Here is a 17,368-nt window from a genome sequence, read left to right as displayed (position 1 = left end):
AAATTGTAAACAGCCTTTGGATATGCCAAGTAATCACCAGTTGATCATATATTGGAGCGAAGAAGATCAATCTTTTATTGTGGAAGTTCCGGAGCTGCCGGGATGCATGGCTGATGGCGCTACTCAAAGCGAAGCATTGGCGAACGCTCAAAAAGTCATCGACGAATGGATTGCCACGGCAAAGGAGCTTGGTAGAGAAATCCCAAAAGCCAAAGGCAAACTGATGTATGCCTGATTTGCAATGAACTACACTGATTTTTATAATATTTCCAGCCTTTTGACCGAAGAGCAACGTCTCATTCAACAGGCGGTGCGCGACTTTTCGGACAGGGAAATCAAACCCATTATCGAAGACTGTGCGCAAAAGGCCGAGTTTCCCCTGCACTTAATCCCAAAATTCGGCGAACTGGGTGTTTTCGGGCCGACGATTCCTATTGAATATGGCGGCGGAGGGCTCGATTATACCAGCTATGGGCTGATGTGCCAGGAGATTGAAAAGGGTGATTCAGGTATGCGGTCCACGATTTCCGTGCAGAGCTCGCTGGTAATGTGGCCGATTTATGCATTTGGTTCGGAGGAGCAGAAGCGCAAATACCTGCCCAAGCTGACGACTGGCGAGTGGCTGGGTTGTTTCGGACTTACCGAGCCGGACCATGGCTCCAATCCCGGCGGGATGAAAACGAATCTCACCAAAACCGATGGGGGATATGTTCTCAACGGATCCAAAATGTGGATTTCTAACGCCCCTTTTGCGCATATGGGTATCGTATGGGCGCGAAATGAAGCGGGTAGGGTGCAGGGCATCATTGTGGAGCGGGGAATGGAAGGCTTTTCAACCCCGGAAATTCACAACAAATGGTCGCTGCGTGCAAGTGCGACGGGCGAGCTGGTTTTCGATCACGTATTTATTCCTGAAACACATATTCTCCCGGGTGCCGAGGGGCTAAAAGCGCCATTGCAATGCCTTGATAAAGCCAGGTACGGAATCGCTTGGGGAGCTGTGGGTGCGGCGATCGATTGCTACGAAACCGCCGTGAAGTACGCGGCCGAGCGCATTCAGTTTGATAAACCAATAGGTGCATTCCAACTCACGCAGAAAAAACTGGCCGAAATGCTGACGGAGATCACGAAAGCACAGCTGCTCGCCTGGCGGTTAGGCCAACTGATGGACGCTGGCAAAGCCACTACCGTGCAGATTTCCATGGCGAAAAGAAACAATGTAGCGATGGCGCTGAACATCGCCCGCGAAGCCCGCCAGATCCTCGGCGCCATGGGTATTACCGGCGAATACCCCATTATGCGGCACATGATGAACCTCGAATCGGTGATTACTTACGAGGGGACACATGATATTCACCTGCTGATTTTGGGGGCGGAGATTACGGGGGTGCAGGCGTTTAAGTAATGACCGCCGACGACTGACGGCCGACCGCCGATTTTAAAATCTGCTAACTTATATACTCACGATCGATAGGTTGTTTGCGGTCGGCGGTCACTCGCGCCGCCAGCTTCCGCTGCAAATCCTTGCTCGTTTCCCGCGAGCCGTCGGGCGACCATCCTGGTGCTTTGAACAGGTATTTCAGTTTCGTTTTAAAATCAACCGGTTGCGAGAAATCGGCACCGATGGCCTTCCATTCGTGGAAAACGGTTTGGCCGAGGCCGTGCTGTTCCATGGATTTGGTGAGGCCGTAGCGCGGTGGCTCGGTAGGCAATTCTTCCTGGAAAGTACCGAAGAGGCGGTCCCAGACGATCAGGCACATGCCCATGTTTTTATCCAGGTACTGAACATTGCTCGCGTGGTGCACGCGGTGGTGCGAGGGAGTAACGAAAATGTATTCCAGCCAACCCAGCTTGCCGACGTATTCGGTGTGGACGATAATGCCGTAAATCTGCGTGATGGAGTACATGACGATGATATCCGCCGGATTGAATCCCACCAATGCGAGCGGAATAAAGTAAATGAACCGGTAGAGCGGCTGGAATACCGAGGACCGGAAGCCGGTAGTAAGATTGAAATGCTCCGACGAATGGTGCGTCACATGCACCGCCCAGAACAACCGGCAATGGTGATCGACGTAGTGCAGTGTGTAGAATGCCAGATCTTCGGCGAGGAACAACGCGAGCCAGTACCAGTAAGGGTTAGCGATCGGTTCAACGAAGGAGAAATTGTAAAACCAGATCAGCACGCTCACATAAGCCGCGCGAAACAGTAAATCAATGCCTCCGTTGAGCAGCATCAGCACCGCGTTCATTAAAGTATCTTTCAGAGAATAGGCCGGACGTTTGGCCAATTCCTCGTGGGGTGTTTTGTGTGTTAAAAAGATCTCAAGACCGATCAGACATATATAAAACGGGGTCGACAGTTTTAGAATGAGATCCTCAAAATCATAAGTGCCGGGCATAGCAATTTCTTCAAATAATAAACAAAGATAGTTGAGAAGAGAACTGTAAGTTTCCGCCTGCCTATTTCTAAGATTTTTTTAATAGCAACCGACAGGGTACTTATCAGACATTTATTTGACAGGAAACCCCCATTGAAGGTTCAAAATTTCCCGGGTTTACGTTTTAAATATACTAAGTAACCGGAAATGATCAGTTAATCATCCGTTTCAGCGCTTTCCGGAGTTCCTCATTTTTGTGCCGTTTTTGCAGGATTACCGGTGCCGCAATGCGCTCCCGGCAGTCGAACAGCGAACAGCGCTCGCAGGTCTGGTTTACTTCTCTGGCGGCCAGGGAAGGGTCGTCCAGGAACGCCAGTTTTTCCCGCGTCTGCTCGTCGAGGTAAATGCCCATGGACACGCTCACGTTCAGGTTGGGCGTGGGCGACATCGGTTGTGCAAAACTCACCACGAGATATTGGTCCTGCGTATCGATGTAGGTCGACTTTTGCGCTTTGCACAAAATACGGGGCGGTTGCTTCGCCTGAATAATGTCTCCCAGATCGTTCAGGATGGTGAGCGCCACCCAGCGGCGGCAGTAATGCTCGTCGCGAACGGTATGCGGGTAATGCTTTCTCGAAATATGCATTTCCTTCGTCATATGGAACAGATTCTGCCCGACGAAGTTGTTGAAACGCGAAAAGAAGATCTGGTTAATGCCGAAATAGCGCGGCAGGATATTGCTGAGCCGGTAACAGAACGACTCCGGCGTGGTATTGAAATCGTGGATGAGCTGGATCAGCTTCTCGGGCTGCCAGGTTTTTTGTGCAAAAAAATCGGCTATGGCGGGTACCAGCAGGCTTCTTTTGATGATAATGGCGCTGCCGAAATAGGAAGCCTTGAAGTTGTTCAAAAGCTGTTCGAACGACTCCGCTTCCACCAGCGCCGTGGTATGCAGCCTGTTTTTCAGGTTGAGATACAAATACCCGATTTCCCGCCCGTAGATAAACGCCCGCTGTACGGAGGATAAATGCGCGTTGATCAGCAGGCGCGTACCGGCAGCGTTGGTGATTGTAAGCGACCGCACTGTCGCAAATTCGGGATTGCTACGCTCATTAATGGGCTCGATTGTGTAGGCATATTGGTCTTTCAGGATCGTTTCGAGCTGCTGTTCGTCGAGCAGGCTTGCCGCTGCTACATTATGATCCGCCAGAAAGCGTTCGGCTTCGAGTTCAATATCCTCGAAATAATTGTCGTGCATCTCCTGGTAAGTGCGCAATGCCGAGAAATAAAACTTCTCGATCGACATATTGTAATTCCGGGCGATTTCGATGAGCGTTCCCACGAATGCGCTGATCTTGGTAGGCGCATCGGAAAGGATTTCAAGCAGGTTGGCGGGATCGATGCCGAACAGTTCGAGGGGAAGCTCCGTGAGGATATTCGAGCTGAGCAGGTCGGAAATCGGTTCCAGCCGTTTGCTCAGTTTTAATGAAACCAGCGTGTCGTAATCGACTTCAATGGCGCTTGCTAATGCAAGAATCTTGTCGGATTTCGGATACTTTTTCCCTTTTTCAATTTCATTGATATAGGAAATAGACAACCCCGATTTCTGGGAAAGTTCGCTAAGCGACATTCCCTTGTCGAGCCGGAGCTGTTTGAGTTTGAGTCCGAAAACCAGTCTTACATTATCTTGATTAATAGCCACTGTGCTGATATATGGGCCTGATTTTGTGCGATTTCGCTTACAGGCAATTTAACGAATGAAACACAAAAGTAGAAATAGCCCCGCATTCGGCATTCATGGAGAATAAAAAAAACGGAACCGTTTACACAGATTCCGTTTCGTGGTTTTGCATTAATTATCTCAACTTTTAAAAAATGGCGAAACCGAGCGTCGCCTGGAAAAGGTTACCTTTTTTGCCAAACTGAGAAGCGGTGGTTGCATTGTTGAAATTCACTTTCACGATCTCCGTGAAGTTGCCTTCGTAACGCACATCCAGGCTCATGCGCCCGAAATCGAAGCCTACACCCGCCTGGTAGCCATATGCTAACCGGTTTTTGAAAGTCACATCCGAATTATCGCCGGTGAAGTCGTCAAAAGAATCGCCAAGCTTGCCGTTGCCCGACAAGCGGAGCGATGCCATCGGCCCTACATTGACCCTGAAAAATTTCGCGACACGGAAACCAAACAGGACCGGCACGTCAAAATTGCTGAACCGTACATCGACTTTTCCCTGCGAGTTGGTCAGGCCGTCCTTGTAAACGTTGAATTTGCCCCCTTTCTGGGACAAGAGTAACTCAGGTTGTATGTAGAATGTTTTTCCAAAACGGAGGAAAACCCCGCCGGCGAATCCCAGCGAGCGGTTCGAATTGTCCTTGAAGTTGAATGCATTGCCACCCGGTGCGAGGGTAAGGTCGTTGCTGCCGTTGATGTTCGATAAATTGGCTCCCGCCTTGATACCGAAGCGAAAATTGGGGTCATACTGAGCGGAGGCGGAGTAGCTGATCAATAATGCAAACAGTGCAATCGTCACGTTTCTCATAGCGTCTGAAAATTGGGGTAAGTTTTAATAACTGCTGCATAACGGTAAAATCCCATGCCGGATTGTTAGGGTTACCTCCTTTGCCCGCGTCCTAATAATATTCCGGTCAATCAAATCCGGTGAAAAAACGCTATTTTTGCGGTTTATTTGAGGAAATAGAAAACAAACAAAAGCTTTACCTTCTGAAAATCAGTATTTTGGGCGGATATACACACCTCTTCCCCAGGGAAAGCATAACAACTAACAGGATATGAGTGAGTACAGTCATCGGGAGATAGAAAAAAAATGGCAGGACTACTGGCAGCAGAACGGCACATTCAGTGTGTCGAACGCGTCGGACTTGCCGAAGTATTATGTGTTGGACATGTTTCCCTATCCTTCGGGAGCGGGCCTGCATGTGGGCCACCCGCTGGGGTACATTGCCTCGGACATCTATTCCCGCTATAAAAGGCTGAAAGGCTTCAACGTGCTGCACCCGATGGGCTTCGATAGCTTCGGCTTGCCTGCCGAGCAATATGCGATCCAGACCGGCCAGCACCCGGCGATTACGGCGGAGCAGAATATTACCCGCTACATCGAGCAGCTGAAAAACCTGGGATTGAGCTACGACTGGAACCGCGAAGTGCGGACTTCGGACCCGGGCTATTACAAATGGACGCAGTGGATCTTCTCCGAATTGTTCAATAGCTGGTACAACAACGATACCGACAAGGCTGAGCCCATCGAAACGCTGACCGCGAAGTTTGCGCAGGAAGGTAATGCCAAAGTAAATGCACCTGCCGACGAAGACACTCCCGCATTCACGGCGGAAGAGTGGAATGCATGGTCGGAAGAGGTACAATATAAGATGACATTGAAATACCGCCTGACCTACGTAGCGGACGCCACTGTGAACTGGTGCCCGGGATTAGGTTCGGTATTGTCGAACGACGAGGTGAAGGACGGCGTTTCGGAGCGCGGCGGGTTCCCCGTAATCCAGAAACTGATGCGCCAGTGGATGATGCGCATTACCGCCTACGCACAGCGCTTGATTGATGGACTGGATACGGTTGACTGGACCGAGTCCTTGAAAGAGCAGCAGCGCAACTGGATTGGGCGTTCGGTTGGAGCTTTGGTCAAATTTCAAGTTTGGGAGGAAAGGGAGGATGGAGGAAAGGGACAAGGGGATACTCCTTCCTCCTCTTCTCCCCAAATAGAAGTTTTTACAACCCGCGTAGACACGATCTACGGCGTAACATTTATGGTGATCGCGCCGGAGCATGAGCTGGTAGATGTGATTACAACGCCGGAGCAGCGCGCGGAAATAGACGCGTACATTGCGATGACGCAGAAGAAATCGGAGCGTGACCGGATGTCGGATGTGAAAACCGTTTCGGGCGCATTCACGGGTGCGTACGTGCTCAACCCGTTCAGCGGCGAGAAGGTGCCGGTTTACATTGCGGATTATGTACTGGCAGGTTACGGAACCGGTGCGGTAATGGCCGTACCATCCGGCGACCAGCGCGACTGGAACTTCGCCAAGCATTTCAATTTGCCCATTATCCCTATTTTGGACGCGCAAAAGGATGTTGAAACCCAAGCCGACGCGACCAAGGAAGGAAAATATATCAATTCAGGCATTATCGATGGCCTGACTTATAAAGAAGCTACCGATAAGCTGATCAACTGGCTGGAAGAAAAGGGTTTAGGTAAAGGTAAAATCAACTACCGCCTGCGCGACGCGGTGTTCAGCCGCCAGCGTTACTGGGGCGAGCCGGTGCCTGTTTATTACCAAAATGACAGCGAAGGCCAGCCGGTACCGTACCTGCTCGACTTGAATGAGCTGCCGTTGAACCTGCCGGAGGTTGACAAATACCTGCCGACAGAAAACGGTGAACCACCGCTGGGCCGTGCACAGGATTGGAACCATGGCTCCGGCAATGGTTACGAGCTGAGCACCATGCCGGGCTGGGCGGGAAGCAGCTGGTACTGGTACCGCTACATGGACCCTAAAAACGAAAACGAATTCGCGTCGAAAGAAGCGATCGGCTACTGGAAAGACGTGGATTTGTACATCGGTGGAACGGAGCACGCTACGGGCCACTTGTTATACAGCCGTTTCTGGAACAAATTCATGAAAGATCGCGGCTTTGTGCAGGAAGAGGAGCCTTTCAAGAAGCTGATCAACCAGGGTATGATCCAGGGACGCAGCAATTTTGTGTACCGGGTGAAGAGCGAGGATTTCAGCAAGCCGGTATTTGTAAGCGCAGGCTTGAAATCACAACATGAGGTGTCCGCATTGCACGTGGATGTGAATATCGTTGAAAACGATGTCCTGGACGTCGAGAAGTTCAAGGCTACACGTCCGGACATTGCGGGTGAGCAGGCGACATTCATTCTGGAAGACGGCAAATACATTTGTGGTGTGGAAGTGGAGAAAATGTCGAAATCGAAATTCAACGTCGTGAACCCGGACGATATCGTGGAGCGCTACGGGGCAGATACCCTGCGCTTGTACGAAATGTTCCTTGGGCCGTTGGATCAGGCGAAACCTTGGAATACGAACGGCATCGACGGTACCTATCGCTTCATTCGTAAGCTGTGGCGTTTGTTTTACACCGAAACCGGCCAGTGGCAGGTGAAAGATGTTCCGGCGAAGCCCGAGGAGTTGAAAAGTTTGCATAAAACGATCAAAAAGATCGGTGAGGATATCGAGAACTTCTCGTTCAATACGGCTGTGAGTGCATTTATGGTGTGTGTGAACGAGCTCGGCAGCCAGAAATGCCAGAGCAAAGAGGTTTTGGAACAACTGGTGATTCTGCTTTCGCCTTACGCGCCGCATATTTCGGAAGAGTTGTGGGCTGCGCTGGGTAACGAGGCGGGAATGGTATCCAAAGCTGCATTCCCGGTATTTGAAGCGAAATATGTACAGGAGTCGGTATTCGAATATCCCGTACAAATCAATGGCAAGGTTCGCGCTTCGCTGACGTTCCCGCTGGATACGCCGCCGGCCGAAATCGAGAAGGAGGTTTTGGCGGACGCGACCGTTCAGAAGTGGATGGAAGGTAAACCTGCTAAGAAGGTAGTCGTGGTGCCAAAACGCATCGTAAACGTGGTAATCTGATTTGCCGATTGAAAATACAAATGCAAAATGGCCAGCCCGGTGTCGGAGCTGGCCATTTTGTTTACAGGATAGGGCTGGTTACTTGATGGAAACCTGGCGTTCGGTGCGAATTTCGGAAACTTCGAAGCTCTTTTCGGTTTTCTGACCGTTGGCAGAAACTTCAATGGTGTAAGTACCGGCAGGTAACTCGTTTACATTGAAGGTTTTTCTGAACTTTTCGGTGTCACGGCCGATTATCTCGCGGTAGTAAGTGGCGCCGCTGCGGTTGCTGATCAATACAACGGCTTTGCTGTCGGTGTATTTGTCGACGTTGATGTGGATCTTACCGCTGTTGGAAGCGAAAATACCGGTTCCGAATGCCGCTGCTTTTTTGCTTTCTTTATCCTCTGCGAAAGAATTGAATGCGAAGGTAGCAGCGATTACCATTGTCATTGCGATTGCTTTAATTGAAGGTTTCATGGCTATGTTCTTTTAAATGATGGCTAATAATTCCGTTTTGTTGATTCAAATATATGGGCTATATAAGGTACTATGCATTACATAGTACATGAGTGGTAATTATGGAAAATGAATGGCGATATGCCGGGAATAGCGATCTTTCTTAATTTTGCACGGTATGGCAAAAAAGAAGACCCGCACCTCGTTAAGTAATGTAAAATACCTGAAACCCCTCCCGGCAAAGGGTTGGGCCATTATCGGGGCCGTTGTGGTAGTGATTGGCGGGCTGATCTGGTGGAACGACCGGACAGACGAAAACCAATGGGAGTTTATCAGCAAGTTCGGCATCAAGCTGCCGCTTCGTTACGCGGTCCATGGGATCGACGTGTCGCACCACAATGCGAAGATCAACTGGGATAAGCTCAAAAACGCCCGCTCTGAAAATGTAAGCATCGATTTCGTGTACATCAAAGCCACCGAAGGCGCTACGCACCTCGACAGGCAGTTCAAACGGAACTGGGCCGAAGCCGAAAGGGTGGGGATGAAGCGCGGTGCTTACCATTTCTATAATCCGCGGGTCATGTCCGACCGCCAGGTCGATAATTTCATCGGTCAGGTGCGAATGGAAGCGGGCGATTTACCGCCTGTGCTCGACCTGGAAGTAAATGGCGGCAAGCCGGACGACATCATTATCAAAGGCGTCCGCAACTGGCTTACGCTCATCGAGGCGCATTATGGTGTAAAGCCTATCATTTACGTCAACGAGCATTATTACAAAAAATACATTGCCGGAAACTTCGATGAATATCCCCTTTGGCTCGCGGGCTACTCGCGCACGCACCTGAACGACCTCGCGTCCGACGCGCACGTACTATTCTGGCAGCACAGCGAAAAAGGCTGGGTCGACGGCATCCGCGGATTTGTCGATTATAATGTATTTCTCCACGAGCGCGCCGATTGGGAAAATTTGGCGGATGCTGAATAATTTAATTTGAGTTACTTACGTATTAGTATCAGTTACATCCTCAACAGAACTGCTGCTATGAAAAACGTTATCCTCATCCTCGCCGTGTTGTTCTTTACCGGCTGCGCCCAACGCGATCCCGTCCGGAGCGACGCTTCCGAAAATTATACTGGAACCTACAAATTTACGATTGCCTCACCCAATGGCTTTGTATCCAAATATACGTGGGTTATCACGCGGCGTTCTGTTAATTTGCTGGATTTTGATATGCAGAAAGTTGTCGTGAGAAGTGATAGTTCGGAGATTTTGAGTCGGGATGCGGCGACGGAAATTGAGGTTAAGGATGAAAAAAGACTTCATTTTACATACACGGATAAAAACCACCGGCTGGTGGAGGTTACTTTGCTGGCGGCTCCCAAGAAACTGACGATGACGAGCACGGCATTGCAGGGTGATGACGCCACGCATCTTGCATGGTATGAATTTGACAGACAGTAATGCAGCCGGATACGGGATTTTTGCGCCTTCGGTGCGTAGCAAAAGCCGGATAATCAGGCGGGTATAAATACGCTGAAATGCAGGTAACCAGGGTGCTACTTTTGGTAAACACCAAACTCAAAGCACTTATGAAAACCATCCGGCTTTTTCTCTATGCGTTATTGCTTACGACGTTACTGGCCTCGTGCAAGACGACAATCATTCTGACATCGAAGTTTGAAAGTGAAACAATTGGCTCGCTTCCGGCCAAAAACCTCCCCGGGGACCCGGCGGGTGACGAGATAACTTACAGTACCGAGCTCCAACCTCGCATAAAGGTGACGGCCTCTGCTACCGCTGGCCAGAAGGCGCTTACTTTTACCGAGATCAATACGCCCGGACTCACGGCCCATAATCAGTTTCTGTCTTTCAAAGGAATCTCGACGGACTTTACCCAACCCATGTGGTTCTTTTTTACGGCCACGCATTCAGGCTCAGGCGAGCGTCTGCTCATTGACGTTACCGACGGTTCGGCGGCAATGATTACGCGATTGTTCCTGACCGACGCGGGTCAACTTAGTATGATGACCAATTTTACGGGAGGGGAGCAGGTTCTGGGCAATATCCCGGCCGGGGTTTCGCACACCATTATCGTGAGCCTCAATTTGAGTGCCAGGAAATTCAATCTGACCGTATTGAAATCGGGTGGGAATATCACTGTGGAAGACCGGCCTGTGCTGCTGGACAATATCCTGGCCTATGCTAATCCAGCGAACCCGTCGGTACATTTCAGATGGGACGATGGCGCTTCCATGTCGAGAAAATATGTGCTGGAAGAGGTTTTGATTACCCGAAAGAAGCCATAATGCAACCCAAGAGCCGGGAAGCGTCGCCATGCTGCTCCCGGCCTTTTATTTTTAGATCAGCGGCTCCTGCTGGCTCAGGCAGTGGAAGCTGCCCTGTCCCCAGATGATTTCCGTAGCAAGAAGCGGAATGATTTTACGGCCATTAAATGCTTTTTCGAGAATATCGATCGCAATCTGGTCATGCGGGTTATTAAATACCGGCACAATGACGCCCGCGTTGCAGATCAGGAAGTTGGCATAGGAACCGGGCGTGCGGAAATCGTCGATGATGACGGCTTTCGGCATGGGCAGTTCGATGATATTCGGCTGCTTTCCGTTCAGCAAACGCATTGCTTTCAGCATTTGCAGGTTCGTATTCAACACCGCGAAGTTCTCGTCGTTGCGATCGGTTTCGACGCAGGCAACGATGGTATCTTCATTCACAAATCGCGTGGTATCGTCGATATGGCCGTCGGTGTCGTCGCCTACGATGCCGTCTTCCACCCAAAGCACCTGCTCGATGCCGTAGTAGTCGCATAACAGCTGCTCGATTTGCGCCTGGTTTAAATGCGGATTGCGGTTCGGATTCAGCAGGCACGATTTGCTGGTCAGCAGGCTGCCTGCACCATTGAATTCCACCGAACCGCCTTCCATGATGATACCGGGATTGACAACCGGGAGGTTCAGGTATTCGGCCACCGCGCGAGGTGTGCGGTTATCGTCGTCATAAGGCGGATATTTGCCGCCCCAGGCATTATGCCCCCAGTCGACGATCAGTTTTTCGCCGGTTTTGGGGTTTATTACAAAAGAGGGGCCGTGGTCGCGGCACCAGGCGTCGTTGGTCGGTTTGACGATGAATTCAATTTTAGACAGATCAACGCCCGTTTTGACGAGTTCGCCGATGATGAACTGCTTCAATGCTTCGTCGTTGGCAATAATCCCCACATTTTCTCCTTCGCTGATCGCCTTGATGAATGCCAGGTATTGCGGCCGCATTTTGGCCAGCTTGTCGCCCTGCCATGAGGCGTCGTTGTGCGGGAAAGTAAGCCAGGTGGCGCGGTGAGGAGCCCATTCGGCCGGGAAAGTAAAACCCAGCTCGCGGGGTGTGGATGAAGCGGTATTTGCTGCCAAAGTATATTAAATGTATTTGTCCTGCTCAAAAATGAAGTGCAAAGGTCGTAAAAGGTTTTGAAGCAGACCAAAAAAATAAAGCCCCGCGAGCGGGGCCTTACCGGATTGTTGAGTAAATAATAAGATCAGTTGTTGGCGACCATCACATTGTCGACCAGGTAAGTACCGTCGACCGTTTCCAGGTTATAGGCCTTGCTTACACGCCTCGCATTTTCCTGTACCGCGCCCACTTTCCACGACGATACAATGCCCGTAGAGGGTTCGTAATGGTAGAGGATATCTTTTTTCGAGAGCCTTTTCATGCGTTTTCTTCCATGGTTCGTTTGCACGTAATGATGCGGAGTGGCTTCGAGCAACAATGCGGGTACGATCGGCGACCCCGATGTGTTTTCCTCTGCCGGGCGCAGATACACCGCCGTCAATGCCGAAGTAGGCTGGTTGAAAACGTCGATCTGCTTTACTTGTGTAGTCGCCGTCTTGCCGTCTTTGCACGTCTTCACATGCTCACCCACGCGCACCTCCGCGATGGATTTGACGCTGCCGTCGGCCATCGTCACCGGCGCATTAGCCGAGAAATATTTGCACCGCTTGGTACTTTTCGAAATGCGGATCGTCGCCTGCGATTGAATGCTGCTGACGGCCGCTATTTCGGTTTGGGCAAAAATGGTGAGTGACAGGAGTGAAAAAATACTGGTGGTCAGAAATTTCATGCGGTGTTGGATTATGAGGATGCCTTCGACACTTTGACAAATACCTTACTGAGTACATTCGGTACAGCACCGAGGCAGATCAGGATCAGCCCGGCTGTAATGAGCGTAGAGGTATGTGCAAAGAATGAACCGGAAGACAAAATGGCTAAAATTAATATCGTTGAGAATGGTAAAGAAAATGCAAGTAACAACACAGCCAGTTCCAGATCAAATGTTCTTTTTTCCTTGGCCATGCCTTTCGCGTCTTCCCGCAGGTTGAATGCGGAAATGTGGGCGAGCGGCCAGAAACTGGCTGCGCTCAGCGGAATCACGATCGCTAGTAACACCATATTCTGGTCGTTAATGTTCAGGACGTAGATCATCCCCGCGCTGATGAGCATCGTAATACCCGCGCGGAAGAACAGTATACTCGCAACGATACGCTTCTTGCCCTCTTTTAGTTGCACGGCAAGGCCGATAAAGAGTAGTACCAGCGGCGTCATCATTGCGCTCGTTTTGTCAAAGATATCCACGACCAACGGCGGCAGCTTGCTGTAATTGATTCCCAGGCTAAGCAGGATGATGGCAATGAAAATGAGCAGGTTAATCGGCTCCTGAAACATGCTCGCGAAAAGACTTTTCAGCTTGCCGCCCATTTTGGTCTCCTTGTCATCGCTGTTTTTGAGGAACATATTCATCGCGAGAATGTAGAGCGAAATGAGCACGAAGAACTTGTTACCCACATCGGCCAATGCGGCGATGGCGAGGCTCTTTTCACCCAAAAACTCGGCAATGAACGGGAAGCACGACAACCCCGGTGCCAGTGAAGGAATAAGCATCATCAGCGTGCGGCCGGTGGGGCTGTTCTTTTCTATTCCAAACAATGCGAATGCGAGCGGCGCGGAAAAGAACATCAGGAAGTTGAAGATCAGCGTAACGAGCGGAATCACGAACATCGACGAATCGATGTCGATTTTCATTAAAGAGATAAATATCGTTGAGGGTAGCGCTACGGAGAGGATGATCTCCTTGATGCCGTTGGTTTGGTCCTTGTTCTTGAATTTGCTTTTGAGCAACAATCCCAAAGCAATTAGTAATAATAGCGTGATGGTTTTTTGTAATGCGTCACTCATGGTCAGGAATATTTAAATAGTAATAGGAGCGTATCGAAGATTAAAGAGGAGTGTCGCTTTCGCGGAGTGTTGTAACGAGGTATTGTAACAGGAGTGAAAATCTGGTAACTTCTTGGTCAGGTGGTGGTCAGGTATTGTCAGGTGTGGGTCAGGTATTGTCACGTGTTGCCATTTGTAGTCAGGTAGTGGTCATTTGTGGTCGGAAATGGTTAAGTATTGTCAGGAATAGTCATTAGAGGCTGTTTTTTCTCCTCTCAATAATTGACTATTCTTGACTATATCTGACAATCAATGACCACACATGACAATACCTGACCCACACTTGACTACAAATGACCACACCTGACAAACATTTGACGTAACATCACGCCACCTCAGCTCAGCGCGCCCAACGCGCCCACGAACGCCTTCATTTCATCCATCGTACCGATGCTCACACGGCACCACGGCTTGCCGGCGACGTCGAACGAGCGTACGGCGATGCCTTTGGCGGTCATCTTGGTGAGCAGCTCCTTACCCGAAATGGAGATCGGGAAGAGCACGAAGTTGGTGTATGACGGGATGTATTTGTAACCCATCTTGTCGAGGTTTTCGTAGAGGTATGTTTTAGCCTCGTGGTTCAGCTTGCGGGTGTTGCCCTGGAAATCTTTGTCATCGAGGCTGGCGGATGCCGCGAAGATCGACGTGTAAGAAATGCCCATTCCGCCGCGGGTGATTTTGTTGATGCTGGCGAGGAATTCAGGCTGTGCTGCAATGTAACCCACGCGAATACCGGCCATACCCATGATTTTCGAGAAGGTACGCGCGATGATCACGTTTTTCTTCTGCGCTAGAAGTGAAACCATGCTTTGGGTATCGGCACCTACGGCGAGCTCAATGTAAGCTTCGTCCACAAACACCGGTACTTTTTCGGACACGCGCGAGCAGAAGTCGAGCAGGTCCTGGCCTTTGGTGATGGCGCCGGTCGGGTTGTTGGGGTTACAGATATAGACGAGTTTGGTATCCTTGTCGATCGCCGCTTCCATCGCTTTCAGGTCGTGTGACCAGTCGGCTGTGCACGTAACGGGCTTCCAGGTAGCGCCCACCGATTTCGCCACGCTCACGAGCGACATATAGCAAGGGTCGGCCGATACGATGTTGCCGCCTTTCATAAAGGTAACCAGCGCTACTTTTTCGAGCAGATCGGAAGAGCCGGGACCCATCATGATGTAGTCGGAAGTAACGCCTTCTTTCTTGGCGATCTTATCTACCAGGTCATACATCTCTTTCCACGCATAGCGGTTACCATTCTTTACGGATTCCGCCACCGCTTTCTGGGCCGACATCGGTGGTCCGTAAGGGTTTTCGTTCGCACTTAGTTTGGCAACGATCTTTGGCGCCTTGAAGTCATTCGGCAAGAAGTGTTCTCTCACCATTGGGCTGCGGTAAATGCGGTTTTCAGGATCCAGCGACAATGGAGTATTCTCAAATGCGCCGGCAGTAAGGTGTGGTGCTACGGCGATGCCGCCCAATGCCATTAAACCGGATTTTAACAGGTTACGACGGTCAATTTTTTGGTTCATTGTTCAATTGTTTAAGTACGTGACGATTAATATTTAGGAGTAAAAATCTTAATTCAAGTTACAAAATCAGTAGGTCAACTGCGAAGTGTATATTGCTTGTTTTTCAATTAGTTAGCCTGTACTTGCGAGAATCGCGTAAATGCGATTCCCTTGTGGCTGCCCGACCAGGAGATTTTGGTAATGCTGCCCGCTTTCGGTGCGGCTACGCCCAGGTCGGCCCAGGTTTTTTCGAGTTTAACCAACCCTTGTGCATCAGAAGTAACCTCGCCCAGGACGGCACCTGTGCGCAAGGTGATCTTGATCGCCAGGTTAGGAACCGGGATCGAGTCGATGCCTTTGGTATGGTCGAGAATGTTGGTCTTGTCGAGTTCCAGCAGCCTGGCCGAAAGCGTGAGTTTTTCGGCGGTGGCCGAGTAGGTTACAGTGGGCTCACTGGCAATGGGCGCACCGAACGGGGCACCTACAATGTCCACGAGTACCGGGGCCACGTCGCGGTCGAGGAAAGGATCCTCTTCTTTGCATGACACAAAACCAAACGTAACAGCCAGCATGACCAGCGCGGAAGGGAAAAGCGATTTGATATTTTTCATCATCTTCAAAGTCTTGGAATTGGGAATAAACCGTTATTTCTCAGCCCACCACAGTTTGGTTTTCATGTCGTCGGCACCACCGTTGAGCTTCACACCGTCGCCTACCGACGTCGCATTGAGCGAATACTCGGATGCCGGGTAGTTGAAGCGTGTAGGGAGTACGCCGCCATTGTTCAGCACCGCGCGTGGGTCGGGTGCGGGGAACACCGGAAAGCCGGTTCTGCGCCATTCGATCCATGCTTCCACACCTTGTCCGAAGAGCGAGATCCATTTCTGTTCGAGGATTTTTTCCTTGCTCACGGGGCCGGCCTTGGTCATGTAGCCGGCGGGAGGCGTCAAGCCGTATTGGCCGAATGATGCGGTAATACCTTCCTCGAAATACTTCTTCGCATCGCCCGTAATGTCACCGTCGATGGCCGCCTCCGCGAGGATGAAGTTCAGATCGGCGTAGGTCATGATTACTTCCGGCGCAGCAGCGTCGGTGAATGCTTTTCCGATGGTCGAGCTGGTGGCGAGGTAGCCGGTAGCGATCGCATCGGGGAGGCCGTTGGGGTGGCCCTGGTAGAGACCGTCCTTGTTTGGATTAGCATACACCGCAATGCGGGTGTCACCCAATGCATTCATCTTGTCGGCCAGCGTCTTGCTGATGTTCCAGTCGGTGCGACCGCCCTGGATCAGGATCTGGTTCCATTCGTTGTTGCTCGGGAGAACAGTGGTGCATTTCAGCGAGGCATTGTCGGCATTACTGGTGAAGATTGGGAATTTAGCCGCATCGCCAAGTATTTCCGCGAAAATCGCTTTCGATTCCGCCGGTTTCTTGGCAGCCTGGCGGTTGGCGAGGCGCAGACGGAGCGAGTTGGCAAATTTCTTCCATTTCAAAATATCACCGGCGTACAGAATATCTCCCGCAATCGCCGGACCGCTTACCGACAGCTTTTCGTTAGCCGTTTTCAGGTCGTTCAGCAAACCGGCATAAATGGTTTCCATCGAATCATACTTAGGCGTGTAGTTTGGCTCAGCAGCCGTGCCCTTGATGGCGTCGCTGTACGGGATCGAGCCGTACATGTCTGTAAGGAGGGAGAATACCCAGGTGCGCATCACCAGTGCAACTCCCTCATAATTAGCGTTAGGTGAAGCAGATTCAGCATTGGTTTGGTTAATGATCCGCTGGAAGTTGAGCAGGCCGTCGTTGAAAAAGCCCTTCCAGTTGTTGGCCAGCAATGCGGGCGAAACCGTGTAATCGTCGCCTTCGTTGCTGTAAATGTTGCGGGTCAAATGCTGAACATACAATTCAGCAGCATCGATATTGATGCGCTCGAAGCGGTCGCGGTGGCCCCAGTAGCGGTCGACCGACGTTTCGATACCGGTAGGGAGCAGGTATTGCGGGCCGATCGCCGTCGGGCTGTTCGGGCTGACGTTCATGCTGTCGAAATCCTTGGTGCAGCTGGTGATGCTCATAGCACCTGCCAGGGCGGTCATCCAGATGTTTTTATGGGTCAAAATGCTTTTCATCTC

16 protein-coding genes are annotated in these 17,368 nt (G+C 50.7%); 6 read left to right on the top strand and 10 right to left on the bottom strand.

Annotation, left to right across the window (positions count from 1 at the left end):
* The first annotated feature begins 22 nt into the window (after positions 1–22).
* Together CLV60_RS20995 and CLV60_RS20990 are read left to right on the top strand one after the other, a co-directional pair.
* Positions 23–235, top strand: a complete 213-nt coding sequence (locus CLV60_RS20995) for a type II toxin-antitoxin system HicB family antitoxin (protein WP_106597340.1) — start codon at positions 23–25, stop codon at positions 233–235.
* Positions 236–241: 6 nt separating this feature from the next.
* Positions 242–1,405: an acyl-CoA dehydrogenase family protein gene (locus CLV60_RS20990; RefSeq protein ID WP_106597339.1), complete on the top strand. Its 1,164-nt coding sequence runs from the start codon at positions 242–244 to the stop codon at positions 1,403–1,405.
* Between the two features lie 43 nt (positions 1,406–1,448).
* Here CLV60_RS20990 and CLV60_RS20985 read toward each other — a convergent pair whose 3' ends face one another.
* The 3 genes from CLV60_RS20985 to CLV60_RS20975 form a co-directional block, all read right to left on the bottom strand.
* On the bottom strand, positions 1,449–2,402 hold the full coding sequence (locus CLV60_RS20985) for a sterol desaturase family protein (protein ID WP_106597338.1): 954 nt from the start codon (positions 2,400–2,402) through the stop codon (positions 1,449–1,451).
* A gap of 190 nt (positions 2,403–2,592) precedes the next feature.
* On the bottom strand, positions 2,593–4,083 hold the full coding sequence (locus CLV60_RS20980) for a helix-turn-helix domain-containing protein (protein WP_106597337.1): 1,491 nt from the start codon (positions 4,081–4,083) through the stop codon (positions 2,593–2,595).
* A 166-nt stretch (positions 4,084–4,249) separates the two neighbouring features.
* Positions 4,250–4,921, bottom strand: coding sequence for a porin family protein (locus tag CLV60_RS20975; RefSeq protein WP_106597336.1), 672 nt, complete (start codon positions 4,919–4,921; stop codon positions 4,250–4,252).
* Positions 4,922–5,171: 250 nt separating this feature from the next.
* On the opposite strand from CLV60_RS20975, the gene leuS reads away from it, so the two are divergent.
* Positions 5,172–8,024 carry a leucine--tRNA ligase gene (gene leuS, locus CLV60_RS20970; RefSeq protein ID WP_106597335.1) on the top strand — a complete coding sequence of 951 codons (2,853 nt, stop codon included), beginning with the start codon at positions 5,172–5,174 and terminating at the stop codon, positions 8,022–8,024.
* A 78-nt stretch (positions 8,025–8,102) separates the two neighbouring features.
* On the opposite strand, the gene CLV60_RS20965 is transcribed toward leuS, so the two are convergent.
* Complete coding sequence (locus tag CLV60_RS20965; RefSeq protein WP_229211072.1) at positions 8,103–8,483, bottom strand: T9SS type A sorting domain-containing protein; 381 nt, start codon at positions 8,481–8,483, stop codon at positions 8,103–8,105.
* Positions 8,484–8,640: 157 nt separating this feature from the next.
* On the opposite strand from CLV60_RS20965, the gene CLV60_RS20960 reads away from it, so the two are divergent.
* The 3 genes from CLV60_RS20960 (at position 8,641) to CLV60_RS20950 (ending at position 10,769) form a co-directional block, all read left to right on the top strand.
* Positions 8,641–9,447 (top strand): glycoside hydrolase family 25 protein, encoded by an 807-nt coding sequence (locus CLV60_RS20960; RefSeq protein WP_106597334.1) that lies wholly within the window; start codon positions 8,641–8,643, stop codon positions 9,445–9,447.
* Positions 9,448–9,504: 57 nt separating this feature from the next.
* Positions 9,505–9,924 carry a hypothetical protein gene (locus CLV60_RS20955; RefSeq protein ID WP_106597333.1) on the top strand — a complete coding sequence of 140 codons (420 nt, stop codon included), beginning with the start codon at positions 9,505–9,507 and terminating at the stop codon, positions 9,922–9,924.
* A 128-nt stretch (positions 9,925–10,052) separates the two neighbouring features.
* Positions 10,053–10,769: a hypothetical protein gene (locus CLV60_RS20950; protein WP_106597451.1), complete on the top strand. Its 717-nt coding sequence runs from the start codon at positions 10,053–10,055 to the stop codon at positions 10,767–10,769.
* Positions 10,770–10,820: 51 nt separating this feature from the next.
* Here the strand turns inward: CLV60_RS20950 and CLV60_RS20945 are convergent, their stop codons facing one another.
* The 6 genes from CLV60_RS20945 to CLV60_RS20920 form a co-directional block, all read right to left on the bottom strand.
* Positions 10,821–11,879 carry an agmatine deiminase family protein gene (locus tag CLV60_RS20945; RefSeq protein ID WP_106597332.1) on the bottom strand — a complete coding sequence of 353 codons (1,059 nt, stop codon included), beginning with the start codon at positions 11,877–11,879 and terminating at the stop codon, positions 10,821–10,823.
* 125 nt (positions 11,880–12,004) lie between these two features.
* Positions 12,005–12,589 (bottom strand): Hint domain-containing protein, encoded by a 585-nt coding sequence (locus CLV60_RS20940; RefSeq protein WP_106597331.1) that lies wholly within the window; start codon positions 12,587–12,589, stop codon positions 12,005–12,007.
* 11 nt (positions 12,590–12,600) lie between these two features.
* The gene (locus CLV60_RS20935) at positions 12,601–13,701 is read right to left on the bottom strand and encodes an AEC family transporter (RefSeq protein WP_106597330.1); all 1,101 of its coding nucleotides are present in this window, start codon (positions 13,699–13,701) and stop codon (positions 12,601–12,603) included.
* A gap of 374 nt (positions 13,702–14,075) precedes the next feature.
* Complete coding sequence (locus tag CLV60_RS20930) at positions 14,076–15,263, bottom strand: pyridoxal phosphate-dependent aminotransferase (RefSeq protein WP_106597329.1); 1,188 nt, start codon at positions 15,261–15,263, stop codon at positions 14,076–14,078.
* 107 nt (positions 15,264–15,370) lie between these two features.
* On the bottom strand, positions 15,371–15,856 hold the full coding sequence (locus CLV60_RS20925) for a hypothetical protein (protein ID WP_106597328.1): 486 nt from the start codon (positions 15,854–15,856) through the stop codon (positions 15,371–15,373).
* Between the two features lie 30 nt (positions 15,857–15,886).
* The gene (locus CLV60_RS20920) at positions 15,887–17,365 is read right to left on the bottom strand and encodes a SusD/RagB family nutrient-binding outer membrane lipoprotein (RefSeq protein WP_106597327.1); all 1,479 of its coding nucleotides are present in this window, start codon (positions 17,363–17,365) and stop codon (positions 15,887–15,889) included.
* Positions 17,366–17,368: the final 3 nt, after the last annotated feature.

The sequence above is a fragment of the Dyadobacter jiangsuensis genome, from assembly GCF_003014695.1.
GTDB classification, from domain to species: Bacteria; Bacteroidota; Bacteroidia; order Cytophagales; family Spirosomataceae; genus Dyadobacter; species Dyadobacter jiangsuensis.
Note: the sequence above shows the minus strand (reverse complement) of the source record. Positions and strands in the feature narration are given on the sequence as shown.

What these genes read in the sequence shown, in the direction of transcription:
- CLV60_RS20995 (WP_106597340.1), top strand. Translation starts at nt 23, where the DNA reads ATGCCAAGTAATCACCAGTTGATCATATATTGGAGCGAAGAAGATCAA.
- CLV60_RS20990 (WP_106597339.1), top strand. Translation starts at nt 242, where the DNA reads ATGAACTACACTGATTTTTATAATATTTCCAGCCTTTTGACCGAAGAG.
- CLV60_RS20985 (WP_106597338.1), bottom strand. Translation starts at nt 2,402, where the DNA reads ATGCCCGGCACTTATGATTTTGAGGATCTCATTCTAAAACTGTCGACC.
- CLV60_RS20975 (WP_106597336.1), bottom strand. Translation starts at nt 4,921, where the DNA reads ATGAGAAACGTGACGATTGCACTGTTTGCATTATTGATCAGCTACTCC.
- leuS (WP_106597335.1), top strand. Translation starts at nt 5,172, where the DNA reads ATGAGTGAGTACAGTCATCGGGAGATAGAAAAAAAATGGCAGGACTAC.
- CLV60_RS20965 (WP_229211072.1), bottom strand. Translation starts at nt 8,483, where the DNA reads ATGAAACCTTCAATTAAAGCAATCGCAATGACAATGGTAATCGCTGCT.
- CLV60_RS20960 (WP_106597334.1), top strand. Translation starts at nt 8,641, where the DNA reads ATGGCAAAAAAGAAGACCCGCACCTCGTTAAGTAATGTAAAATACCTG.
- CLV60_RS20955 (WP_106597333.1), top strand. Translation starts at nt 9,505, where the DNA reads ATGAAAAACGTTATCCTCATCCTCGCCGTGTTGTTCTTTACCGGCTGC.
- CLV60_RS20950 (WP_106597451.1), top strand. Translation starts at nt 10,053, where the DNA reads ATGAAAACCATCCGGCTTTTTCTCTATGCGTTATTGCTTACGACGTTA.
- CLV60_RS20940 (WP_106597331.1), bottom strand. Translation starts at nt 12,589, where the DNA reads ATGAAATTTCTGACCACCAGTATTTTTTCACTCCTGTCACTCACCATT.
- CLV60_RS20935 (WP_106597330.1), bottom strand. Translation starts at nt 13,701, where the DNA reads ATGAGTGACGCATTACAAAAAACCATCACGCTATTATTACTAATTGCT.
- CLV60_RS20930 (WP_106597329.1), bottom strand. Translation starts at nt 15,263, where the DNA reads ATGAACCAAAAAATTGACCGTCGTAACCTGTTAAAATCCGGTTTAATG.
- CLV60_RS20925 (WP_106597328.1), bottom strand. Translation starts at nt 15,856, where the DNA reads ATGATGAAAAATATCAAATCGCTTTTCCCTTCCGCGCTGGTCATGCTG.
- CLV60_RS20920 (WP_106597327.1), bottom strand. Translation starts at nt 17,365, where the DNA reads ATGAAAAGCATTTTGACCCATAAAAACATCTGGATGACCGCCCTGGCA.